Source organism: Streptomyces sp. NPDC026394, assembly GCF_055567735.1.
Genome location: NZ_JBVHPX010000007.1, coordinates 346,770 through 367,270, shown reverse-complemented (window position 1 = coordinate 367,270; position 20,501 = coordinate 346,770). Strand labels below are relative to the sequence as shown.

Below are 20,501 nucleotides of genomic sequence, written 5' to 3'. Positions count from 1 at the left end.
CCCTCTCATACTGGTGTGGCGGTCGCCCATACTGCGTCGAAGCTGCTGGCGTAGGTGTCGAACATGCCGCCGTCACCGCTTCTCCGTAGGTGCCATACCGGAGCACCGTAGGCGTTCACGCCCCAGACGTGAGCGTTGACCATTGCCTGGTCATCCGCGCGGTAGATCGAGTTGTAGAGCGTGGTGGCATGGGTCCGCACCTCGATGCCAGGTACCCCGACGAGAGGGCGGTAGTGCATGAGGGCCAGCTGACATCGGGACTCGATCCCGTGACCAAACTTCTCTTCCTCGCCACGCTGCCGAACGTTGACGCTGTCCGCGTCGCCGACCGCGATTCGAACCACGCAGCCTGCGTTCGCTCGCTCTCGCAAGAGATCGTTGAGTCGGGGGTATGCCTCGTGCAGGAAGACAGCGGCGTACACCAGAACGTCGATCTGTCGGTGGGCCTGGGCCAGCATGTCCACGAAGGCGGATACAGGGATGTCTGCCCGCTGCTCGTAGAGCGCCACGAGTTCCGGGCTCACCGCACGGGCGGGGCGTGCCTGGCGAAGGGCCGGCCATAGAGCGTGCACGTCTTCTCCTAGCGTCTCTGCTGCCAACATGGCTGTGGCTCGACGCGGCGTACGTCCCAGGTTGACCCATCGCTCAACGGACTTGGGATCGACTTCGACCTTGTCCGCGAGGGTGACGTACGTCCAGCCACCCTCTGCCATGACGGCACGTAGCCTCTCGTTGGGCATCTCAGTCTCTCCCTGCATCTGGGGACGGCACTAGGGACGTTCTACCCGACGCGGGACGTCCCGAAGTGGGGTTTGGCGGTTGTTCCAACGTCCCAGCGACTGGACCAAAGCTGACTCCATGGCTATTGGGCGGTCAGTTCATCCATGCAGGCCCGGTGCATCACACGGTCTCTTCGCCTCCAGCTTGGGAGGTTCACGATGACCGGCACCGGGGCCTCGGCAGTGCTCTACATCTGCGCGACGCGCTGCAGCGAGGTTGCGGGCCTGGCTGAACAGCGGGCGATTGAGGAAGGCCACAGCGTTGCCGAAAGGCTTCGCTTGCGGATCGTCGCCGAGATCATCGACACCTTTGGGGAGCCGGAGCCTCAGAAGCGCCCCGGCTGGGTGAGGGTGCGGGAAATGGCCTCTCGGCGTGAGGCTGATGTGGTCCTCACGCGGTGGCCCAATGCCTTGTCACCATCGTTGCCCCTGCGCGCACCAGAGTTGGACCACCTCAAGCGCCATGGCGCAAAGCTAGTTTTCACCTGGGCCCCCTTGAGCGCGATGGTCGGCGATGGGGGTGCGCGGTGAGCGGCCGTCATGTTCGGGAGACTCCATCGCGCCCCGGCCTGGCCGTCGCGGTGCTGGGCCTACTGGGCCTGCTGCCGCCCGTTCTCATCGTCGGGAGTGCGGTGGATGCGCACAGCGCGCCGGCGTCAGTCGCTCGCACGGATAACGCCTCGGAGCCCTCTACCGTCGTCGGCGACCAGGAGGGCGCGAGTGACTGAGTGCCGTATGCACAAACCGTCCATGGTGCCCTATGTCGCTTTGTGGACTGGTGAACGCCTCGGTCACGAAAGCGACTTGGTGATTCGCTTCGGGCGGCGCGGGCCGAGGCTCGGCTACAGAATCGAGCGGCCGGAGGACCGTGCGGGCAGTGATGGAGTGCTGTGGGGGCGGGTGGAACAAGCTCCTGGTGTTGGCCGCCCCATCTTCGACAGTATGCACGCGGGCCGGCAGTACATCGCCATGTATTCGATGAAGTGCCAGGTTTGCGGGGAGCCAGCGTCGAGGAACGAAGATGGCTGGCTGTTCCTCGACTGGCGAATGCCCTACGACCCTCCGACATGGCCGGAGGGGGCGTTGACGGGTATGCCCCCGCTGTGCGAGCCCCATGCTCGCGTCTCCATGGCCGAGTGTCCTCATCTCGCGCGTACGGAGTTCGTTGTTCTAAGGGTAAGGACGCCTCGCTTGTGGGGGTTCTCCGGTACGCCCTACACCTTGACCGCCGACGGCTGGTCGGCCCACGAACGGGACGCTCTTTTGCCTATGGGCGACCCGGGGCTAGGCGCGTTGCTTGCTTCGCGCCTGTACCGCGAACTGCGGAACGTCCGCATTGTCGGCGGTGGCCCTACGCGCTGATCCGCCTCGCCGGAAAGGCCGGCCAGTAACCAAGAGACCGGACCACCCCTGAGCCTGGCAGCACGCGGGGCGGTCCGGTCGGAGAGTTCCTGTTCAGAACCCTGGTGCCGATGGTACCGGGGGCTGTTGTCGTGCGCGCGTTCGGCCAGCCCTGCACGAATCCGGGCTACAAAGAGGAGTGGTCGAACTGTTTCGGCTGGTTGAGACGGCGGACGCTAGTGGCTGCGCTGGAAGGACCTTAGCCACCGAAAGTCAGCCACGATATTCCCGCAGCGTGGCGAGCACCCGTCACGTGTGTCACCTGAGCCCCCTCCGGCCTGTACCACGCTGCCCTGCTTTTGGTTGGGCTGTGGGTCGTGTGGCGTCACCGCGGAATCGGCCTGTCCTGGCTGCCGGGGGCGTGCGCCTGGTCGTGGTGGCTGCGGGGATTCGCTGTCGTGGTGCTGGCCTGGTGGTGCCGCTCCGGGCTGGGCGGGTTGCTTCCTGGGCCTTGTCGGCCAGCTACTCGTCCTTGCGCGCTGAGCGGCGGGGGGCCGCCATAAGCGGGGCGGTAGACAGGAGCGTTGGCGGCCACGGGCCGCCCGCGCGCGCGGCCCGCGTAGCGGGCCGCCTTGATCCAGTAAAGAAACTTTGAACAGCTCGGCTGCTGCTCCGCTCTGGCTGCTGCCGCGGAGCGTGTCCCCGTTGCCTCCTCATCCATGTCACTCACACCCCATCGGCCAGAGTCGCATAGGTTCGCGGTAGTTCGTCCCACTGGGTGCCAAAACTTATCCACAGGCACTTTGCGCGAGAGTTCCTGCATACCGATTTCGAGCGGGTGCGGTCCGGGCTTGCGCGTAGGTCTGACTTGCCTGGTGCCGCATGGGGTTTGTGCCCAATCCGCCCGCTTCTGGGTTCCCCTTATGTCCGCCGAAACGTCGCCCACAGGAGGTGCCCGCTTCCCATGACTTGATGGCCCCAGTGATGTTCATCGACTACCGGAGGGGCGGACTTTGCACCGAGCTGTACGTCACACGAGGGCGCCGCGGGCCACATCTGCCATCGCCTGGCTTCTTGCTCTAGGCGACGGGAGGGGGCTTATACCACGAGATCGCCGGTTAGGGAAACCGGCAATTGCTCGGACCATGGATACCGCTTCGGTTGCACGCCCCCGAAAGAAAGGTGCCCCGCATGGTCACACGGCAGCCGCTTCCCCGGCCCCTAGACAGGTAAATAGCCCGGCTCTGCCGCGAATCGGCAGCGGGGGTCGATCGCGGGGGCTCTTTTAAGGGGCTGTCCGACAACGGTGATGTGCTTGTCAGAGAAGGGCCGGAGTGCGGCTCGGGACGTGGAAGGGGCTGTGTATGCGGCAGCAGTCGGAGAAACGTTGCGTCAGGCGGGATGCGAGTGGGAGATCTCTTCTGCGGGGGTGGGCGTCTGGAGCGGCACAGGCCGCACGACGGGAAGTGCTGCCATGCCCATCGCATTTAAGGCGCACGCTGATGCCGAGCGATGCCGCACGGAGCACAGCTACTCGGTGCTCGGCGGGACGGTCGTGCCGCTTCCGCTGTCCCAAAGGCCCGGTGCGGTGAGCAGGCGGTAGGCGTGGGAGCGATGGCCGAGATGGAAGAGGAAATGACGTACGAGGCGGGGACGCGCACGATGAACGGGAACGAACCGAAGCTCTCGGCAGCCGGACAGGACGCAGACCTGCTCGCTCTGATCCGGGAACTGGGCGCGATGGCGACACGCGTGGGTAACGAGATGCGGGCTGTACGGGAAGACGTGGCAGAGCTGCGCAAGGGCCAGGCGCCGGCCTAGGACTGCCTTCGCTTCGCTTTCAGCGCGTCCACTTCCTTGCGCAGGTCCTGGAATTCCGCGTTCAGTACGCGGAGCTGGTCACGGACCGCGTGGAGTGCTTCGGTGACGGACTCGGTGGGTTGGCCTTCCTCCGAGTCCGTCACCGTCTTCTTCGCTGCGTGCTCGCCTGCTCCGGTCGCCTCGGTGCCGCTACCGCGCCCGCCGGGCCTGTCGGCCACGTAGCTTCCGCGCCCCTGCACGGTGTAGATCAGCCCCTCTTCGCGCAGCACTCGCAGCGCGGAGCGCGCCGTCATGTTCGCGATGTTGAACCTCTCTTGCAGCTTGGTATGCGAAGGCAGCTGCTCGCCGGGCTTGAGCTTGCCCGTTTCAATGTCGCGCCGGATGGCCTCCGCAGCCTGCTGATAGGGCGGGCGCGGGTCGTGCTGGCTCGGGGACGTCATGCCTTCAGGGTAGCCCGCGATAGCCCTGCTAACCCAGGAAACGCCCTCGCAGCACCCACCTAGCTAGGCAATCCCGGATATCAGACTTGACTCAGCTAGCTGGGCTATGTGTAAATGGATGTACGGCGCACCGCACACGGCGGTGCCGTACGAAGGGAAGTTGCACATGGCTCGTACGAGCATCCGCGTCGGTCTGACGGACGAGACCCTGCTCATGGTGGGCGCCCTGCCCGTGGCGAAGTGGGCGGACCAGGAGAAGGGAGAGCGCGCCCTGGACCGGGAGACCAGTGCGCCGCTGTCCACGGTGATGATCTTCCTGATGGAAGGCGAGCGCGCTGAGGCGCTGAAGGTCACCGTGCCGCAGCCGGGCCTGCCCAACGGCCTCAAGCCCGGTATGCCGGTCAAGGCGGTGAACCTGATGGCGATCCCGTGGGCGAACCTGTTCAACGGCCAGGTGGCCTCGGGTGTGGCCTACCGCGCTAGTGAGCTGGTCATCGACGCCCCGGTTGGCGGGGAGCCGGGCGAGTGAGGGACATCGTTGCGGGCTGGGATCGGGCCTATCCGGTCCCAGCCGCCACCCCTGACCCCCGGTTCAGTGCACAGGTGACGCATGACGTGGCGGCCGTGTTGGTCGCCCACGGCTTCCCTGCGGTCACCAACGTCTTCGACTGGGGCGAACTCGATATGGCCTTGTGGGCCCTTCTCTACGGTGAGCGGCGGTAGGCATGTCTTTGCAAGAACTCGGTTCGTACGCCATGGCAGCGGCGGTGTTCGGGGTAGCCGTGTTGGTGGTAATGGCCTCGGTGTGGCTGGGCCGGTATATCGCGGCGGACCGGACGATGCGGGCCAGCATCCGTCAGGCGATACGGGTGCGGCGCGGTTGGAAGCGCTTGGCACGGATGTGCGGCCTGTCAGTCACGGACAAGACGCCGACGGCGTTCGCCTCGGTAGCCAATACCGGCAACAAGCCTCTCCAGCCGCGCATCCTTACCCCGACGTTGAAGGTCAAGCCGGACCCGTACGGGGTCGTGGTGCAGGCCAACTGCCTGCCCAAAGTGGGCCTGGAGGAATTCCAGAAGGCTGCCCGCTACCTGGCGGACGCCTGGGGTTGTGAACGGGTCTCGGTCATGCCCGACGGCCCGGGGCGGGTGGTACTCCGTGGCGTGCGCGTCGATCCGCTCATCACTCCCACCGAGCACATCCCGTCCGGTGAGCCCCCGCAGAAGCTGACCTCATGGGTACTGGGGTTGGATGAGTACGCCCAGAGCATCGCCGTGGACCTGGCGGAAGTGCCCGGCGTCACCGTGGCCGGCCTTCCCGGCTTCGGCAAGTCCTCATTGGTCAACCGGCTGATCTGCGACTGTGCGCCCTCGCCTGCGATTCAGATCGCCGTGGCAGACGGAAAGGTCACTTCCTCCCAGGTGGGCGACTACGCCGATGTGGCCGATCGGCTCTTCGCATTCGTCGGCAACGACTTGGAGGAAGCGAACGAACTGTTCAAGCGGCTGGTGAGGCTGCGTGAAGCACGCATGCTGTCGCTGAAAGAGGTGCTGAACACCAAGAACATGTGGCACGTCGGGCCCTCCGCGATGTGGCCGCTGACGGTGCTGATCATCGATGAGGCCCACACCTACTTCCGGGAGCACAAGGGCAGCGATCCCACGACCAAGAAGCTCGCCGCGCTGGCGGCGGAAAACGCCCGGCTGGTCGAAGAACTGGTCAAGATGGGCCGCAGCGTCGGCATCTTGACCATCCTGACCACCCAGAAGACCACCGGCGATGCCATCCCCACGTTCATCCGGGACGTGTGCCCGGTGGGCCTGTCCTTCGCGCAGAAGACGGCCGAAGCCTCCGTGGCTGCGCTGGGCGAGGCGATCCGCGACTGGCCGGATGCCAATCCGATCAACCTCCAAGACCCGGCCTACGTCGGTGTGGCGGTGATGCAGCACCAGGGCCGTCCCGGCTTCACCCGCATCCGTACGCCGTTCGTCACCGAAGCCGACGCCGCGCGCATCGCGATGGAGTCCGCGCACCTGACCCGCGACCCGGCCGACCTGCTGACCGCACAGCTCTCCGGCAGCTCCCCGCAGCGGGGCCTGCTCGCCAAGGGGAATCACAACGCCGCCAACGCGGCCTGACCGTTCGCAGAAACGTTCCTGCACGCCTACGCGCTTGGAAGGAGGTGAACCCTCATGGCTGAAGACCGAATCACTCAGCGCACGGTCACTGTGGTCATGGCCGTCATCGCCGCCCTGGCGTTCGTCTTCTCCTTCGGCAACGTCTGGGCCCTGGCCCTGCGCCTGGGCGTCCCCGCCCCGGTCGCTCCGCTGATCGCCCCCATGGTCGATCTGTCCGTAGTCGGGCTCCTCGTCGCCCTGCGCTATCTCGCCCTACGCGGCATCCCCGCCGAACAGATGCGCTCCGCCTCCCGGCTGATGCACCTGTCCGGACTGCTGACCCTGGCCCTCAACATCGCCGAACCCCTCCTCGCTCACCACTGGGGCCGCGCCGCCGTGGACTCGGTCGCACCCCTGCTCCTCCTCGGCTGGGGAGCAGTCGGCCCGCAGCTCCTGCGCCACTTCCACACCGTCGCCGCCCCGGCCGCCGAACCCGCTGCCGCTCCGGCCGAAACCGCCCCAACGACCGCGGCTCCGGAAGAGACCGACGCAACTCCGGCCACCGCGTCCGAGCCGACCCCGGCACCCGCCCCAACTCCGGACCCGATTTCCGCGCCCACCCCGGTACACACTCCGGCCCCGGCTCCGGCCCCCGCGGCTCCTGCCTCGGTGCCCGCTCCGCTGCTTGAGGAAGCGCGCAAGATTGCCGCTTCCCACCAGGCCGAGCACAACGCGCCCATCACGGCCGCCCAGCTCAAGGCCCGGCTTGGTGTCGGTCTCCCGCTGGCCACTGCCGCTCACCAGGCCCTGACGGCCTGACCTTCCTGCCGGCCTCCCGGCATCTCTCCTCTCCCCTCGCCCGACCGGGCTCGGTCCGCCATGCCCCGGGCAGCACCACACCCGCCTCGTGCTGCCCGGGGCATCTCCCCTCAGCGGAAAGGACACGCCTTCCATGCCCCGCCTGCTCGACCTGCACCACGTGAAGAGCCTCGCCGTGCGGGACCTCATCGAACTGGCCCACCTCGACAACTTCGACCGCGTCACCGAACAAGTCCGCCAGGTCGCCGGGTGCACCCGACCCGTCAACCTCGTCGGCCATACCACCACCCTCGACGCCGCCAGCCGCACCGTTCTGCGCTCCTACAACACCGCCCACGAACCCACCGGTCGCCTGCTGACCACATGCGGCAACCGCCGCGCCTCCCGCTGCCCCGCCTGCTCGCGCGTCTACGCCGCCGACACCTATCACCTGATCAAGGCCGGCCTTTCCGGCGGCAAGAGCGTCCCCGACTCCGTCCGCTCCCACCCCCGCGTCTTCGCCACCCTCACCGCCCCCTCCTTCGGCCCCGTCCACAACCGCCCCACCACCGCCCACGGCACGCCTCGCCCCTGCGCCTGCGGCGCCCACCACGCCGATGACGCCCCCGAACTGGGCACGCCCCTGCACCCCAGCACCTACGACTACACCGGCGCCGTGCTCTGGAACGCGCACGCAGGTCCCCTGTGGGCACGCTTCACCACCTACCTGCGCCGTGCCCTGGCCGCGCATCTCGGCATGACGCAAAAGGCCCTGAACACTGCCCTGCGCATCTCCTTCGCCAAGGTCGCCGAGTACCAAAAGCGCGGCCTGGTCCACTTCCACGCCGTGATCCGCTTCGACGGGCCCGAAGGTAGCAACGAGCCCCCGCCCGCTTGGGCCACGGTCGATGCCTTGCAGCTCGCCATCGCCGATGCCGCCCATAACGCCGTTCTTACGGTCTCCTCCGACCACACCGGAGACCGCGAAATTCGCTGGGGTGACCGCCTCGACGTCCGCGAGATCACCGCCCTGGGAGACGGCGAACTCACGGACAAGGCCGTCGCCGGATACGTGGCCAAGTACGCCACCAAGAGCGCCGAGGACACCGGCACCGTGGATCGCTCATTGCTCTGCGCCCCCTGCGCCGGACGCGGCTACCTGCGCGGCCCCGACGGCTTCCGCGACCTGTGCCCCGAGTGCGAAGGCACCGGGCAGGCCGAACCCCTCTCGGACCTCCGCGTCCAGCAGCACGTACGGCAGATGATCCGGACTGCCTGGGCTCTCGGTCACCTCCCGGAGTTCGCCAATCTCAAGCTCTGGAAGTGGGCTCACATGCTCGGCTTCCGCGGCCACTTCTCCACCAAGTCCCGGCGTTACTCCACCACCCTCGGCGCTCTCCGCGACGTACGCAAAGCCTGGCGAACTGAACAGGCCCGCTCCGACACCGAATGCGACCAGCCCGAGGAAGACACCACGCTCGTCGTCTCGGAATGGGCTTACCTCTCCTCCGGCTACCGCCCCGGCGAAGAACTCCTAGCCGCACAGACACGCCACGAAATCGAGCAAGAGCGGCGATTCCGCTACGAGGAAAGGGAGACGACGTGAGCGCCCCTCTGCTGACAGTTGACCAAGTGGCCAACCAACTCCATGTCAGTCGATGGATGGTCTACAACCTGATCCGTTCGGGAGAACTGGCCTCTTTCACCATTGGCCGGTGCCGACGCATCAGTCAGTCCGCCCTCCTCGAATACATCGCATCACAGACTGAAAGGCAGGCCGCTTGATGGCCAAGAAGAACAACAATGGCGAAGGAAGCATCTACAAGCGGAAAGATGGACGCTGGGAGGGGACAGCCTACGTACTGGCCACAGACGGGACGTACCGGCGCCGGAGCGTGTACGGCAGCACCTGGGACGAGGCCCATGACAAGCTGACGCGCTTGAAGGCCGACTCTCAGACGGGCCTTCCGGTCGCCACCAACAAGATGACGCTGGGTGAGTACCTGACCTACTGGCTTACGCACGTGGCACGCGTCAAGGTAAGGAAAACCACTTACGTGAACTACGAATCGCTGGTGCGAAACTACATCGCCCCGGCGATCGGCAAAAAGAAAGTCGCTCGGCTCACCGCCCGCGATATCCGGGCTTTCCTGGTCAAGACAGCGAACACGTGCCAGTGCTGCGCCCAGAACAAAGACAAGAACCGTCCCGAACACAAGCGACGCTGTTGCGCCATAGGTAAGTGCTGCAAGAAATACCCCTCCGATCGAACGGTGCGCTTTCTCCTGGTGCTGCTTCGTGCAGCTCTCCAGCACGCGGTACGTGAAGACGAGTTGCCGCGCAATGTGGCGAAGAATGTGGAGCTGAGCATGGGTACAAAGCGTGAGATTGAGCCGCTGACCACGCAGGAAGGACGGAAGCTGCTGACGGCAGCACGGGAAAACCGCCTGTGGGCCGCCTACGAACTGGCGGTGCGCATCGGCCTGCGGCGCGGCGAACTGCTGGGGCTGCGGTGGTCCGACGTGGACCTGTGCGAGGGTGTCGTCACCGTGCGGCAGGCTCTCCAGCGCGTTGGGGGTGAGCTGCTGTTCGTCGCTCCCAAGACGCAGCGCTCGGCCCGGCGGGTCGCCCTTCCCCCTGAGTGCATCACGGCCCTGCGTGCACAGCGCGCCCAGCAGACAGCGGACAAGCTGGCGGCCGGTGAGAAGTGGAAGGGAGCGGATCATGGTCTGGTCTTCACCACGCGCAACGGCACCCCCATCGAGCCGCGCAACCTGAACCGCTCCTTCGAGACGCTGTGCACGGCGGCCGGCGTCCGCAAGGTGCGCTTTCACGACCTGCGGCACACCTGCGCCTCGCTGCTGCACGAGCAGGGCGCCGATGCCCGCATGATCATGGAAGTCCTGGGCCACAGCTCCATCCGCGTGACCATGGACATCTACACGTTCGTACGGCTCGACTCCCAGCGCACGGCCTTCGGCCGCGTCGGTGACGCCCTGCGTGCGGACGAGGGTGACGGCAGTCACTCGGATGAGGACGACGGGCCGGAGACCGCCGCATAAACGTTTGGCCCGCTTCCCCGGAGGCGTTGCCGTCAACGACCGCCGTCAACCCCATAGCGAGAGGCCCTGTCGATTACTCGACAGGGCCTCTGACCTGCTGTGCGCTCGGCAGGATTCGAACCTGCAACCTTCTGATCCGTAGTCAGATGCTCTATCCGTTAAGCTACGAGCGCTTGGCTTTCCGGCGGTTTTTCTTGCCGGTCGGCGTTGCAGAAAGAACATTACACGAACCTCGCCGGGAGGCGAAATCCGATCACGGCACCCTCCCTGACCTGCGGAAACGTGGTGGAGGTGGGGCGGTGGGGGCTACTCGGGCCAGGCGGAGTCTTCGAGGATCCGTACGAAGTCCGGACGGGTGTGGTCCGGATCGAGGTGGGTCAGGACGTCGGCCTGGGGGGTGCCTCGGGCGGTTTCCGGGCGGTGGGCGAGGGCCCGGTGGTAGGCGCGGAGGATGTGGCGCTTGAAGCCGGGGCGGGGGTGGGCCGTGAGGATCTCTTCGCGGGTGTCCGGCGGGAGGGTGTCGTAGCCGATGCCGAGGACGTCGAGTTCGTAGCCGGCCGCGAGGAGAGCGATCTCCGGGGCCATGCGGTGGGGGATCTCCGGTGTGGTGTGCAGGGCGACGGCTTCCCAGGTGAGGCGGGTGCGGGCCGGTGGGGCGCCGCGGGCAGTCAGGAAGCGGCGGGCCTCGTCGGCGCCGTCCAGTTCGAAGCGCTGCCGGGAGCCGTGGAACCGGTCGGTCAGGCCGAGGCCGTGGAAGAGGGCGGCGATGTAGAGGATTTCCGCGTCGAAGGGCAGGTTGTGCTCGCGGCCGTGCCGGGCGCCGAAGAGGTAGACCCGGCGGGAGTGGTGGTAGATCAGCTCGTCGGTGGTGTTCCGGATCAGCTCGGTGGCTTCTCCGGCCAGGGCGGAGTCCGGGAAGGGGATGCCGGCGACGTGGGTGTGGGTGGTGTGGGCTGTGTGGGTGGAGCGGCGGGTTGCGGTGGGGTCTGGGGACGGAGGAGGGGGAGGGGGAGAGGGGCACGGCTCAGGGCGGGGCTCGGGCGTCACGGGGACAGGGTCGCTCGGGAGCGTGCTGCGCGTCCGGAGCGTTCCGGCCAGGTGGGGAGGGGCCGGGGAGGTCCCATGTGGCGAGAGGGCGGGAGGGGTGCCGGAGAGAGGGGCCGGTGAGGTCCCGTGTGGTGAGGGAAGGGCCGGGGAGGTCCTATGTGGGGAGGGACGGCCCGAGGAGGTCACGTGTGGCGAGGGTGGGCCGGGAGGGTCCCGCGGGAGGGGGACCGGAGGGACCCGTGTGGTGGGCGTGCGCTGTTTCCGGGGAGAAAAGCGTTCAGGCCCCGGTCGGAGTGACCGGGGCCTGAACGAAACGAGCGGAGGCGGAGGGATTTGAACCCTCGATGGGCTTTAAGACCCAAACCGCATTAGCAGTGCGGCGCCATAGACCGGACTAGGCGACGCCTCCACACACCCCGACCGCGCGCAAGCACGATGTGGCGTGACCAGATGATGGCACAGCTCGGCGGGCTGTCACCAATCGACCCCCACGGTACTCGGCAGACGGGCCGCCCGGCAAAGGCCTTTACGGGGTGGTTCGAGGGCGTTCCACATGAATCAGTGCCCCGCGAATCGAACGGGGTTCAAACATCGCGGCGGGCGGCGAGCCGCGCGCAACGTCGGGCCCGTCGGCGCGTTAAACGCTGCGGAGATGTGAGGGCGGCAGCGGTGGCCCTGCCCCCGTACCTCGCGCCTGCGCCTCGCACCTCGTGTCCCGCCCCGGTACCTCGCACCTTCTGGAGTACGCGATGCCGTTCCACCGGCTGTCCCGCTTCGCCACGGCTGCCACGACCACCGCTGCCGCCCTCGCCACCCTCGCTCTGACGGCCCCGGTCGCCGCTTCGGCCCCGGCCGCGCCCGCATCCCCTGCCACCCCAGCCGACCTCTCCGTCGGCTCCCCCTCCGCCACCGCGCCCCTCCCGCTCCTGTCGCGCTCCTCCGACCACCTCACGATCACGGTCAGCGACTCCGGCAAGGCGGCCACGAACGGTACGTACGAGCTGTACTGCCACCCGGCGCGCGGCACCCACACCGACGCGCGCGGCGCCTGCGCCAAGCTCGACAGCCTGTCGCGGTGGGGCAAGGACCTGTTCGCGGGCGTGCCGAAGGGCAGCAAGTGCACGATGCAGTACGGGGGACCGGCCACCGCGCGGATCACCGGCACGTGGGCGGGACGCCCGGTCAACGCCCAGTTCAGCCGGGCCGACGGATGTGAGATCAGCCGCTGGAACCGATTCGTGCCGGTGCTGCCCTCGGTCGCTTCGTGACGTAGAAGCGGGCCAGTTCAGGACGCGGGGCACATGTCGGGCGTGCGACGAGTCGCACAATCCCGTGGCATTACCTCCTCGTCATCCGTCTCCGCGTCCCCATCCGGTGCCCGTAGACTCCCTTCCAGTGACCCGCGGCGGACGTGGCGGCGGGCTCGGCAAGGTGCGGTAACTGCAGGGAGGAAGCGTCGTCGTGAGCAGCAGGCCATCCCGAGGCGCTGCTCGCCTCGCAGCCATACTCGACGCTCTGCCGGACGCGTTGCTGCTGGTGAACTGCAACGGCACGGTCGTCAACGCGAACGCCATCGCCCTGGAGACCTTCGAGGCCCCGGGCACCGCCCTGGTGGGCCGCGGGCTGCTGGACCTGCTGCCGTCCTTCGACTCCAAGCGCATCCCCGGCTCGATGCGGCGCCACGACGAGCAGGAACACGGCCCGCGTACGAAGCCCACGCGGATGGTGGCGCGGCGTACCGACGGCCGTGAGCTGCTGGTCGAGGTGACCAGCGCGAACCTGGAGGACGGCCGTACCCCGTACGAGTCCGCCTTCGAGGCCGCGTACGCCGACCACCGCAACGGCTACACCGGCGACGAGCTGCTGATGCTCGTCGTACGGGACCTGACCGGCACGCTCGACACCGAGACCGAGCTGGCCCGCCAGCAGCGGCAGACCGAGATGATCCTGCGCGCGGCCGCCGAGGGCGTCGTCGGTGTCGACTCCGAGGGCAAGGTCGTCCTCGTCAACCCGTCCGCCGCGCAGATCCTCGGCTACCGGGCGAGTGAGCTGGGCGGCAAGGAACTGCACCCGCTCATCCACCACTCCCGCGCGGACGGCACGCCGCTGCCCTGGGAGGAGACGCCGCTCGCCGACTCCCTGCGTTCCGGGCGCAAGCACCGGGTACGGGGCCAGGCGCTGTGGGCCAAGGACGGGCGGTCCGTCCCGGTGGACCTGACGACCGCGCCGGTACGCGACGGTGACCAGCTCGTCGGCGCGGTGATGACGTTCACCGACCGGCGTCCCTACGACGCGCTGGCGGCGCGCCACACACAGCTGCTGGCCGTACTGGACCAGTCGCTGCGCGGCCCGCTGGAGGAGCTGAAGGCGGAGCTGGGCACCCTGGCGTCCGACCCGGCCGGCCAGCTGTGGCCGGAGGCGAACCAGATCCTGCACCACCTGGCCGCCGGGTACGCGCGGATGACGACGCTGGTCGACAACGTGCTGAGCTACCAGCGGCTGGACGCGGGCGGCGAACGGCTCACGCGGTCCAAGGTCTCGCTCGACCGGGTCGTGGCGGCCGGCGTCGAGGGCGCGATCGAGCTGATCGGCCCGGGCCGCGCCCAGTTCGCGGTGCACGCCCCGCCGATCGACGCCGAGGTGGACGCGGAGCGGCTCGCGCAGGCGCTGTCCCACCTGATCGCGGATGTCGCGGGCGTGGACGCCACAGGCAAGGCCGGGAGCGGCTCCGAGGCCACTTCCGGGGACTCGACGATCGTGGTGGCCGCGGCCCAGCGCGGCGAGGTCGTACGGATCGAGGTGCGCGGCCCGTACGGCGGCGGCAACCCGGTCCACGCGCCCATCGTGCGCGGCATCGTGCGGCAGCACGGCGGTGTGCTGCAGACGCACCAGGTGCCGGGCGCGGGCGGCAGCGCGTATGTGCTCGAAGTGCCGGTGGCGGCCGGTGGCGCGCCGGTGTCCGGCGCCGCGGGCCCGGCGCGCGAGGTGACGGGCAACGAGACGACGGTCATGCCGGTGCCGGCCGAGCGGGCTCGGGGGACGCAGCAGCAGGGGCAGGGACAGGACCAGGGCAAGGGCAGGGGGCCGGTTCAGGGGCAGGCCGGTGGGGCCGGGGCGCCTGGGGTGCCTGGGACGCCTGAGGCGCCGGGGCAGAAGGCGCGGGCGCAGCGGGCCGGAGGAGAGGCGACCGGCCCCGGTACGCCCGGTGCTGCGGGCAGCGGTACGGGTCGTACGGACGGTGCGGCCGAGGGCACGCCGACCGGGCGGCGCCGGGCGCGGAACGGTGACGTGCCGGAGCAGCAGTCGCAGGGGGAAGACGCCGCGGCACCCGGAAACGGCAACCAGAGCGGCGCCCCGAACGGGAACAGGCACGGGAACGGGAACGGACACGGTCAGGTGCCCCGGGCCCGTAGTGAGGCGGATGTCTCCGGGTCTCAGGGCACGGGCGGTTCCGGCGCAGGCGTACGTGGGGCAGGCGCGGGCGGCGCCGGTCGTCCCGGCGCGGAACCGGGAATGCCCGGCGCGCCCGGGATGCCGCAGGGCATGGCCGGGGCCGAGGTCGTACCGCCGGGTGGTCGGCGCCCGCTCCAGCAGGACGGCCCGGAGGGAGCCGCACGGGCCGCGCTCCCGGCCGCCACCGGCGGCCCGCAGGGCCAGGCGCAGGGGCAGCAGCACGGGCAAGGACAGCAGCACGGACCGGGGCAGGGGCCGGGGCAGGGCCAGGCGGTTCACGCCCAGGCCGGGCACGCCCAAGGGCAGGTACAGGGGCAGGCGCAGGCTCAAGGGCAGGCGCAGGCTCAAGGGCAGGCGCAGGCTCAGGGGCAGGGGCAGGTTCCGCCGTCCGGGCGCCGGGCGCGCAGGGCGCTGGCCGACACGGCCGAGCGCCCCTTCCCGAACCAGGCGCAGGCCCCCGCCCGTACCGCGCACTCGGCCTTCGCCCTGCCGCCCGCCGCCGCCGACCAGCTTCCGCAGTCCCCCCTGCCCGCGTTGCCGGTCCTGCCCGGTCAGAATTCCGGACCGGCCGACGGCCCGCAGGGCGGCACGGGCACAGGTGCAGGTGCAGGTGCAGGTACCAGTGCAGGTACGGGTACGGGCCGCCGTCGCGCGCGTCCCGGTACGGCGGACGCTGCCGGCGACCCGGCCGGTGCGGTGCCCGGGCCGGGCGCGCCCGAGGGTGGCTGGGGGCCCGAGCCGACCGGTCGGCGCCGTGCGCGGCGCGCTGCCGCCGAGGAGCGGGCGGCCGCCGCGATGGCCGATTCGGAGTCGACGGGTACGTTCGTCGCCGGTCCGGAGGGGCTGGTGGCGCACCCCGTCGAGGGCGGGCCGACGGCCGGTCCCGGCAGTGCTCCGACGAACGGTCCGGGAACCGCCCCGACGGCCACGGACGCGCCCTCTGCGCCCCCCGCACCGACCGGGCGCCGGCGTGGGCGCCCCAGCCCGGTGGAGGCCGAGCAGGGCGCCGGGCAGGAACCGCGGGAGGGGAAGGGCACGGCCGCGCCCGTACCCGACCCGGCCGCTCCCCGGCAGCCCATGCCCGCGCCCGTCTCCCCGGAGACGGCGGAGGGTGACGACATGGCGGGCGGGCCCGCCGCGGGCCATTCCCACGGGCGGGCGTTCAGTGTGCGGACGCTCGGGCAGGGCGTGCCGTTCTCGCAGCAGCTCGCCGGAGCCGAGCAGCAGCAACCGGGCGCAGCCGGAGGCGCCGCACCCGGCGCCCCCGCTCCCGGAAGCGCCGCACCCGGCGCCCCCGCCGCGGGCTCGGGCCGCCGCCGCAAGCTGGCGCAGCCGCCGCAGGAGGGGGAGCGTACGGCCGCGTCCGACGCCTCCTCCGCCGAGGCCCGGCCGCACCCGCAGCCCGGCACCCACGCGCCGGGACAGCCCCAGTCCCAATCCCCGCAGCAGTCCCAGCAGCATCCCCAGCAACAACAACCGCATCAGCAGCACCTGCTGAACACCTCGGAGGGGCGCGCCTTCGCCGTCTCCGCCCCCGACGAGGGCAGCGAGGGCCCCGAGCCGCTGGACGGCCCGAACGGCGCCGTCGAGGTGACCGAGCCGCAGCCGCAGCCGATGGACGACGAGTTGCCGCCGGAGCCGCTGGACAACCCGCGCCGGCTGCTGGTCTGGCCCGCCCCGGACGTCTCCACGCAGCAGGCGCTGTGCGACCGCGGCTACCGCCCGGTCATCGTCAACTCCCGCGAGGAGGTGGACGCGCAGATCGCCGCGTACCCGGCGGCGCTGTTCGTCGACCCGCTGACCGGGCCGATCACCCGTACCGCGCTCCAGTCGCTGCGTACGGCGGCGGTGGCGGCCGAGGTGCCGGTCCTGGTGACGGCGGGACTCGGGCAGGCGACGCGGGAGGCCGCGTACGGGGCCGACCCGGCCGTCCTCCTCAAGGCGCTCGCCCCGCGGGACAGCGAGCAGCACCCGCCGCGTGTCCTGCTGACCGAGGAGAACGACGCCGTCGCCGGGGCGCTGACCGCCTCGCTGGAGCGGCGCGGCATGCAGGTCGCGCGGGCGGCGACGGACGCGGACGCGGTGACGCTCGCGACCCGGATGCGGCCGAACCTGGTGGTGATGGACCTGATGCAGGTACGCCGCCGCCGGGCCGGGATCGTCGACTGGCTGCGCTCGAACGGCCTGCTCAACCGCACCCCGCTGGTCGTCTACACGTCGGCGGACCTCGACCCGGCCCAGTTGCCGGGGCTCGCGGCGGGCGAGACCGTCCTCTTCCTGGCGGAGCGTTCGACGAGCTCGGAGGTCCAGGCGCGGATCGTCGACCTGCTCGCCAAGATCGGCACGAACTGAGCGGGGCCGGCACGAACTGAGCGGGCCGGTACGGTCCGACACGGGCCGAGCGGGGCCGGTACGGGCTGAACGGGGCCGGCACAGGCCGAGCGGCCCGCTTCGGACTGAGCGGCCCGCTTCGGGCCGAGCGGAACCCGTACGCCTGGGCCGCCGGGGCGGGCGGCCGTGAAAAAGCCCGGCGGCCCGCCACCGCCCTGCGGTAGAAACGCCCCATGCGCCCCCGCCCCGGTGAAGTCCTGCACTTTTCGGAGGACCCCACGATCGGCACGTTCGTGCCGCACGTCGCCAGGACCGCCCGGCAGGAGGAGGCGTACGTCTGGGCCGTCGACGCCGACCGGGCGCCGGACTACTGGTTCCCGCGCCAGTGCCCGCGGGCCATGGTCTGGTGCGTGCCGGGCACGTCCGCCGCGGACCGCGCGCGCTTCCTCGGGCCGGGCGGCGGCGAGCGGCTGCACGTGATCGAGTACGACTGGCTGGACCGCCTGCGTACCACCGAGCTCTTCGCCTACCGCCTCCCGGCTGCCGCCTTCCGCCCGTTCGGCGAACCGGTGCCGAGCGCGGTCGTGGCGACGGAGCCCGTCGTACCGCTCGGGCCGCCCGAACCGGTGGGCGACCTGCTGAAGCTGCACCGGGACGCCGGGATCCAGCTCCGGGTGCTCGACAACCTCCGGGGCTTCTGGAGCGCGGCGGTCACCAGCACGCTGGGGTTCAGCGGCATCCGCCTGCGCAACGCGAAGCCGGCCCCGGGGGACGGTACGGCAGCGGCGGGTACGGGCCCGGAGCCGCCCGCGCGGACGCCCCCTCCCGTACGCGTACGCCGCCGTCTCAGTCCACCCAGGTGACCCCCGGCCCGGCAGCCGCCCGTCTCACCCCACCCGGGTGACCGTCAGCTCCCCGTCCGCGTACTGCTTGCGCAGCACCTTCTTGTCGAACTTGCCGACGCTGGTCTTCGGTACGGCCGCCACCGCCGTCCACCGCTCCGGGAGCTGCCAGCGCGCCACCCGCCCGCCGAGGAAGGTCCGCAGCTCCTCGAAACCGGCGCTCGCGCCCTCCCGCAGCACCACGGCGGCCAGCGGCCGTTCGCCCCACTTCTCGTCCGGTACGGCCACCACCGCGGCCTCCGCGACCTCCGGGTGGGCCATCAGGTGGTTCTCCAGCTCGACCGAGGAGATCCACTCGCCGCCGGACTTGATGACGTCCTTGGCGCGGTCGGTCAGGGTCAGGTAGCCGTCCGGCGTGATCGTGCCGACGTCGCCGGTGCGCAGCCAGCCGTCGGGGCTGAACTTGTCCTCGGGGCGCAGGTCGGCGCCGTCCGCGCCGCCGTAGTACGCGCCCGCGATCCACGGACCCCGTACCTCCAGCTCGCCCGCCGACTCCCGGTCCCACGGCAGGTGTTCGCCGTCCGGGCCGACCAGCCGGGCCTCCACCGAGGCGGGGAAGCGGCCCTGCGTCGCACGGTACGCCCACTCCTTTTCGCCGCTCACGCCGGCCGGCGGGTGCGAGACCGAGCCGAGCGGGGACGTCTCGGTCATGCCCCAGGCGTGTACGACGCGCAGTCCGTGGCGTTCCTCGAAGGCGCGCATCAGTGCCGGGGGACACGCGGAACCGCCGATGACGACGTTGCGCAGCGAGGTGACGTCGCGCTTCGTGGCGTCCAGCTCGCCGAGCAGGCCCTGCCAGATGGTGGGCACGGCGGCGGCGACGGTCGGCCGTACCGTCTCGATCATTTCGGCGATCGGGCCCGGCTGGAGGAAGCGGTCGGGCATCAGCAGGGAGGCGCCCGCCATGAAGGAGGCGTGCGGCAGGCCCCAGGCGTTCACGTGGAACATCGGGACCACCGGCATGGCGATGTCCTTGCCGCCCAGGGCGAACGCCTCGGCGTTGTTGACCTGCATGGAGTGCAGGTAGAGAGAGCGGTGGCTGTAGGCCACGCCCTTCGGGTCGCCGGTCGTGCCGGAGGTGTAGCAGAGCGCGGCGGCCTGCCGTTCGTCGAGCTCCGGCCAGTCGTAGTGCTCCGGACGGCCGGCGATCAGCTCCTCGTACTCGTGGACACGCGGCCGGACGCCTTCCAGCAGGGAACGGTCGCCCGCCCCCGCCACGACGACGTGCTCGACCGTCGGCAGGTGCGGGAGCAGCGGCGCCAGCAGCGGCAGGAGGGTGCCGTTGACCAGGACGACGCGGTCGGCGGCGTGGTGGACGATCCAGATCAGCTGCTCGACGGGGAGGCGCAGGTTGAGCGTGTGGAGGACGGCACCCATGGAGGGGATGGCGAGGTACGCCTCCAAGTGCTCGGCGTTGTTCCACATGAGCGTCGCCACCCGCTCGTCGCCGTCGACGCCCAGTTCGTCACGGAGCGCGTGGGCGAGCCGGGCGGCGCGGGCGCCGATCTCCGCGTAACTGCGGCGGTGCGGCTCGCCGTCACCGGTCCAGGTGATCGCCTCGGCCTTCCCGTGGATCGTTGAACCGTGCGTCAAGATCCTCGAAACGAGCAGGGGTACGTCTTGCATCGTGCTCTGCACCGGGAGCCTCCCCATAGGGTGCGCCTGTTACGCGCGGGTAAGTTCCTGGTGATTGTCCTGGTGTTTCTCGCGGTATGTCACTACCCGGCCCGTACGGATTCGGCCGTTGTCCGGGTGCCCGACGGCCCTCCGCACCGCCGGTGAGCGGTACGGAGGGGGTGCCGCCATGCTCCTGGGGTACGGCTCGATCAGGCCATCTTCGCCATGTCGGGCAGAGCGGCTTCGCCTCTTCCGCCCCGGTCGAGCGCGAACCACACCCCCTTGCGCCGACGGGTGTCGATGTTGGGCCGGTACACGCCCCACCGCGACGCCAGCGCTTCGACCAGGTGCAGGCCACGCCCCGACCCGTCGTCGAGCAGCGCGGGCAGGCTGAGGAGCCGGCTGCGCGGGGCGTCGTCCCACACGGCCACGCGTACGGATGTGGGGTGCACGGTCACGTCGAGGCGTACGACGGCCGTGTCGGTGTGCAGGTGTACGTTCGTGACCAGCTCACTCACCAAGACGCGCACGTCGTCGACGAGTTCGGCGTTGCCGGTCAGGGTCATCAGGTCGGTCACGACGGCTCGGGCGATCCCCGGCGCGGTGGCCCGGTTGAGCAGATCGAACCGGAACGAGTCGCGTGCGACGGGGGGTGCGGGGGCTGGTTTCGGGGGTGCGAGAGTCATGGCTACGTCTCCCAACGCGAGGATGCGCGCTGCCCGCTGCCGTGGCCTGGCCACTCCCCAGGTGCGCTCCCAAAGGGCGCGCGAGTGACTGCACTTCGGCGATCCGA

Annotated in this window: 16 protein-coding genes and 2 tRNA genes; 11 read left to right on the top strand and 7 right to left on the bottom strand. The window is 70.0% G+C overall.

Going from position 1 to position 20,501, the window contains the following annotated elements; genetic code table 11:
* Window positions 1-5: 5 nt before the first annotated feature.
* Complete coding sequence (locus ACZ4QV_RS19770; protein ID WP_467763173.1) at window positions 6-740, bottom strand: helix-turn-helix domain-containing protein; 735 nt, start codon at window positions 738-740, stop codon at window positions 6-8.
* Between the two features lie 198 nt (window positions 741-938).
* Between ACZ4QV_RS19770 and ACZ4QV_RS19765 the strand changes: the two genes are divergently transcribed.
* Together ACZ4QV_RS19765 and ACZ4QV_RS19760 are read left to right on the top strand one after the other, a co-directional pair.
* The gene (locus ACZ4QV_RS19765; protein WP_467763172.1) at window positions 939-1,310 is read left to right on the top strand and encodes a hypothetical protein; all 372 of its coding nucleotides are present in this window, start codon (window positions 939-941) and stop codon (window positions 1,308-1,310) included.
* A 2,424-nt stretch (window positions 1,311-3,734) separates the two neighbouring features.
* A complete protein-coding gene (locus ACZ4QV_RS19760) occupies window positions 3,735-3,941 on the top strand; it encodes a hypothetical protein (RefSeq protein WP_467763171.1) in 207 nt (68 codons plus the stop codon).
* On the opposite strand, the gene ACZ4QV_RS19755 is transcribed toward ACZ4QV_RS19760, so the two are convergent.
* On the bottom strand, window positions 3,938-4,381 hold the full coding sequence (locus ACZ4QV_RS19755; RefSeq protein ID WP_467763170.1) for a GntR family transcriptional regulator: 444 nt from the start codon (window positions 4,379-4,381) through the stop codon (window positions 3,938-3,940). The genes ACZ4QV_RS19760 and ACZ4QV_RS19755 overlap by 4 nt on opposite strands.
* A 166-nt stretch (window positions 4,382-4,547) precedes the next feature.
* Here ACZ4QV_RS19755 and ACZ4QV_RS19750 point away from each other — a divergent pair, with 166 nt between their 5' ends.
* The 6 genes from ACZ4QV_RS19750 to ACZ4QV_RS19725 all read left to right on the top strand — a co-directional run bounded on the left by ACZ4QV_RS19750 (window position 4,548) and on the right by ACZ4QV_RS19725 (window position 10,358).
* Complete coding sequence (locus tag ACZ4QV_RS19750; RefSeq protein ID WP_467763169.1) at window positions 4,548-4,910, top strand: SCO3933 family regulatory protein; 363 nt, start codon at window positions 4,548-4,550, stop codon at window positions 4,908-4,910.
* A gap of 196 nt (window positions 4,911-5,106) precedes the next feature.
* Complete coding sequence (locus tag ACZ4QV_RS19745) at window positions 5,107-6,519, top strand: FtsK/SpoIIIE domain-containing protein (RefSeq protein WP_467763168.1); 1,413 nt, start codon at window positions 5,107-5,109, stop codon at window positions 6,517-6,519.
* Window positions 6,520-6,573: 54 nt separating this feature from the next.
* Window positions 6,574-7,317: a DUF2637 domain-containing protein gene (locus ACZ4QV_RS19740; protein WP_467763167.1), complete on the top strand. Its 744-nt coding sequence runs from the start codon at window positions 6,574-6,576 to the stop codon at window positions 7,315-7,317.
* A 133-nt stretch (window positions 7,318-7,450) separates the two neighbouring features.
* On the top strand, window positions 7,451-8,902 hold the full coding sequence (locus ACZ4QV_RS19735) for a replication initiator (RefSeq protein ID WP_467763166.1): 1,452 nt from the start codon (window positions 7,451-7,453) through the stop codon (window positions 8,900-8,902).
* Complete coding sequence (locus tag ACZ4QV_RS19730; protein ID WP_467763165.1) at window positions 8,788-9,081, top strand: helix-turn-helix domain-containing protein; 294 nt, start codon at window positions 8,788-8,790, stop codon at window positions 9,079-9,081. The genes ACZ4QV_RS19735 and ACZ4QV_RS19730 overlap by 115 nt, the downstream gene beginning before the upstream one ends.
* The gene (locus ACZ4QV_RS19725; protein WP_467763164.1) at window positions 9,081-10,358 is read left to right on the top strand and encodes a site-specific integrase; all 1,278 of its coding nucleotides are present in this window, start codon (window positions 9,081-9,083) and stop codon (window positions 10,356-10,358) included. Before ACZ4QV_RS19730 ends, ACZ4QV_RS19725 begins: the two co-directional genes overlap by 1 nt.
* Before the next feature lie 100 nt (window positions 10,359-10,458).
* Here ACZ4QV_RS19725 and ACZ4QV_RS19720 read toward each other — a convergent pair.
* From ACZ4QV_RS19720 to ACZ4QV_RS19710, 3 genes are all read right to left on the bottom strand, one after another.
* A tRNA-Arg gene (locus ACZ4QV_RS19720) sits at window positions 10,459-10,531 on the bottom strand.
* A gap of 133 nt (window positions 10,532-10,664) precedes the next feature.
* A complete protein-coding gene (locus tag ACZ4QV_RS19715) occupies window positions 10,665-11,282 on the bottom strand; it encodes an HD domain-containing protein (RefSeq protein ID WP_361581273.1) in 618 nt (205 codons plus the stop codon).
* A 441-nt stretch (window positions 11,283-11,723) separates the two neighbouring features.
* Window positions 11,724-11,814 (bottom strand) — tRNA-Ser (locus ACZ4QV_RS19710).
* Window positions 11,815-12,154: 340 nt separating this feature from the next.
* Here ACZ4QV_RS19710 and ACZ4QV_RS19705 point away from each other — a divergent pair.
* The 3 genes from ACZ4QV_RS19705 to ACZ4QV_RS19695 all read left to right on the top strand — a co-directional run bounded on the left by ACZ4QV_RS19705 (window position 12,155) and on the right by ACZ4QV_RS19695 (window position 18,052).
* Window positions 12,155-12,673, top strand: a complete 519-nt coding sequence (locus ACZ4QV_RS19705; RefSeq protein ID WP_361152826.1) for an SSI family serine proteinase inhibitor — start codon at window positions 12,155-12,157, stop codon at window positions 12,671-12,673.
* A gap of 193 nt (window positions 12,674-12,866) precedes the next feature.
* Complete coding sequence (locus tag ACZ4QV_RS19700; protein WP_467763163.1) at window positions 12,867-17,210, top strand: response regulator; 4,344 nt, start codon at window positions 12,867-12,869, stop codon at window positions 17,208-17,210.
* A gap of 212 nt (window positions 17,211-17,422) precedes the next feature.
* On the top strand, window positions 17,423-18,052 hold the full coding sequence (locus ACZ4QV_RS19695) for a DUF6886 family protein (protein WP_361152832.1): 630 nt from the start codon (window positions 17,423-17,425) through the stop codon (window positions 18,050-18,052).
* Window positions 18,053-18,076: 24 nt separating this feature from the next.
* On the opposite strand, the gene ACZ4QV_RS19690 is transcribed toward ACZ4QV_RS19695, so the two are convergent.
* Complete coding sequence (locus ACZ4QV_RS19690) at window positions 18,077-19,729, bottom strand: long-chain fatty acid--CoA ligase (RefSeq protein ID WP_467763162.1); 1,653 nt, start codon at window positions 19,727-19,729, stop codon at window positions 18,077-18,079.
* Between the two features lie 188 nt (window positions 19,730-19,917).
* Window positions 19,918-20,394, bottom strand: coding sequence for an ATP-binding protein (locus ACZ4QV_RS19685; RefSeq protein WP_361152836.1), 477 nt, complete (start codon window positions 20,392-20,394; stop codon window positions 19,918-19,920).
* Window positions 20,395-20,501: the final 107 nt, after the last annotated feature.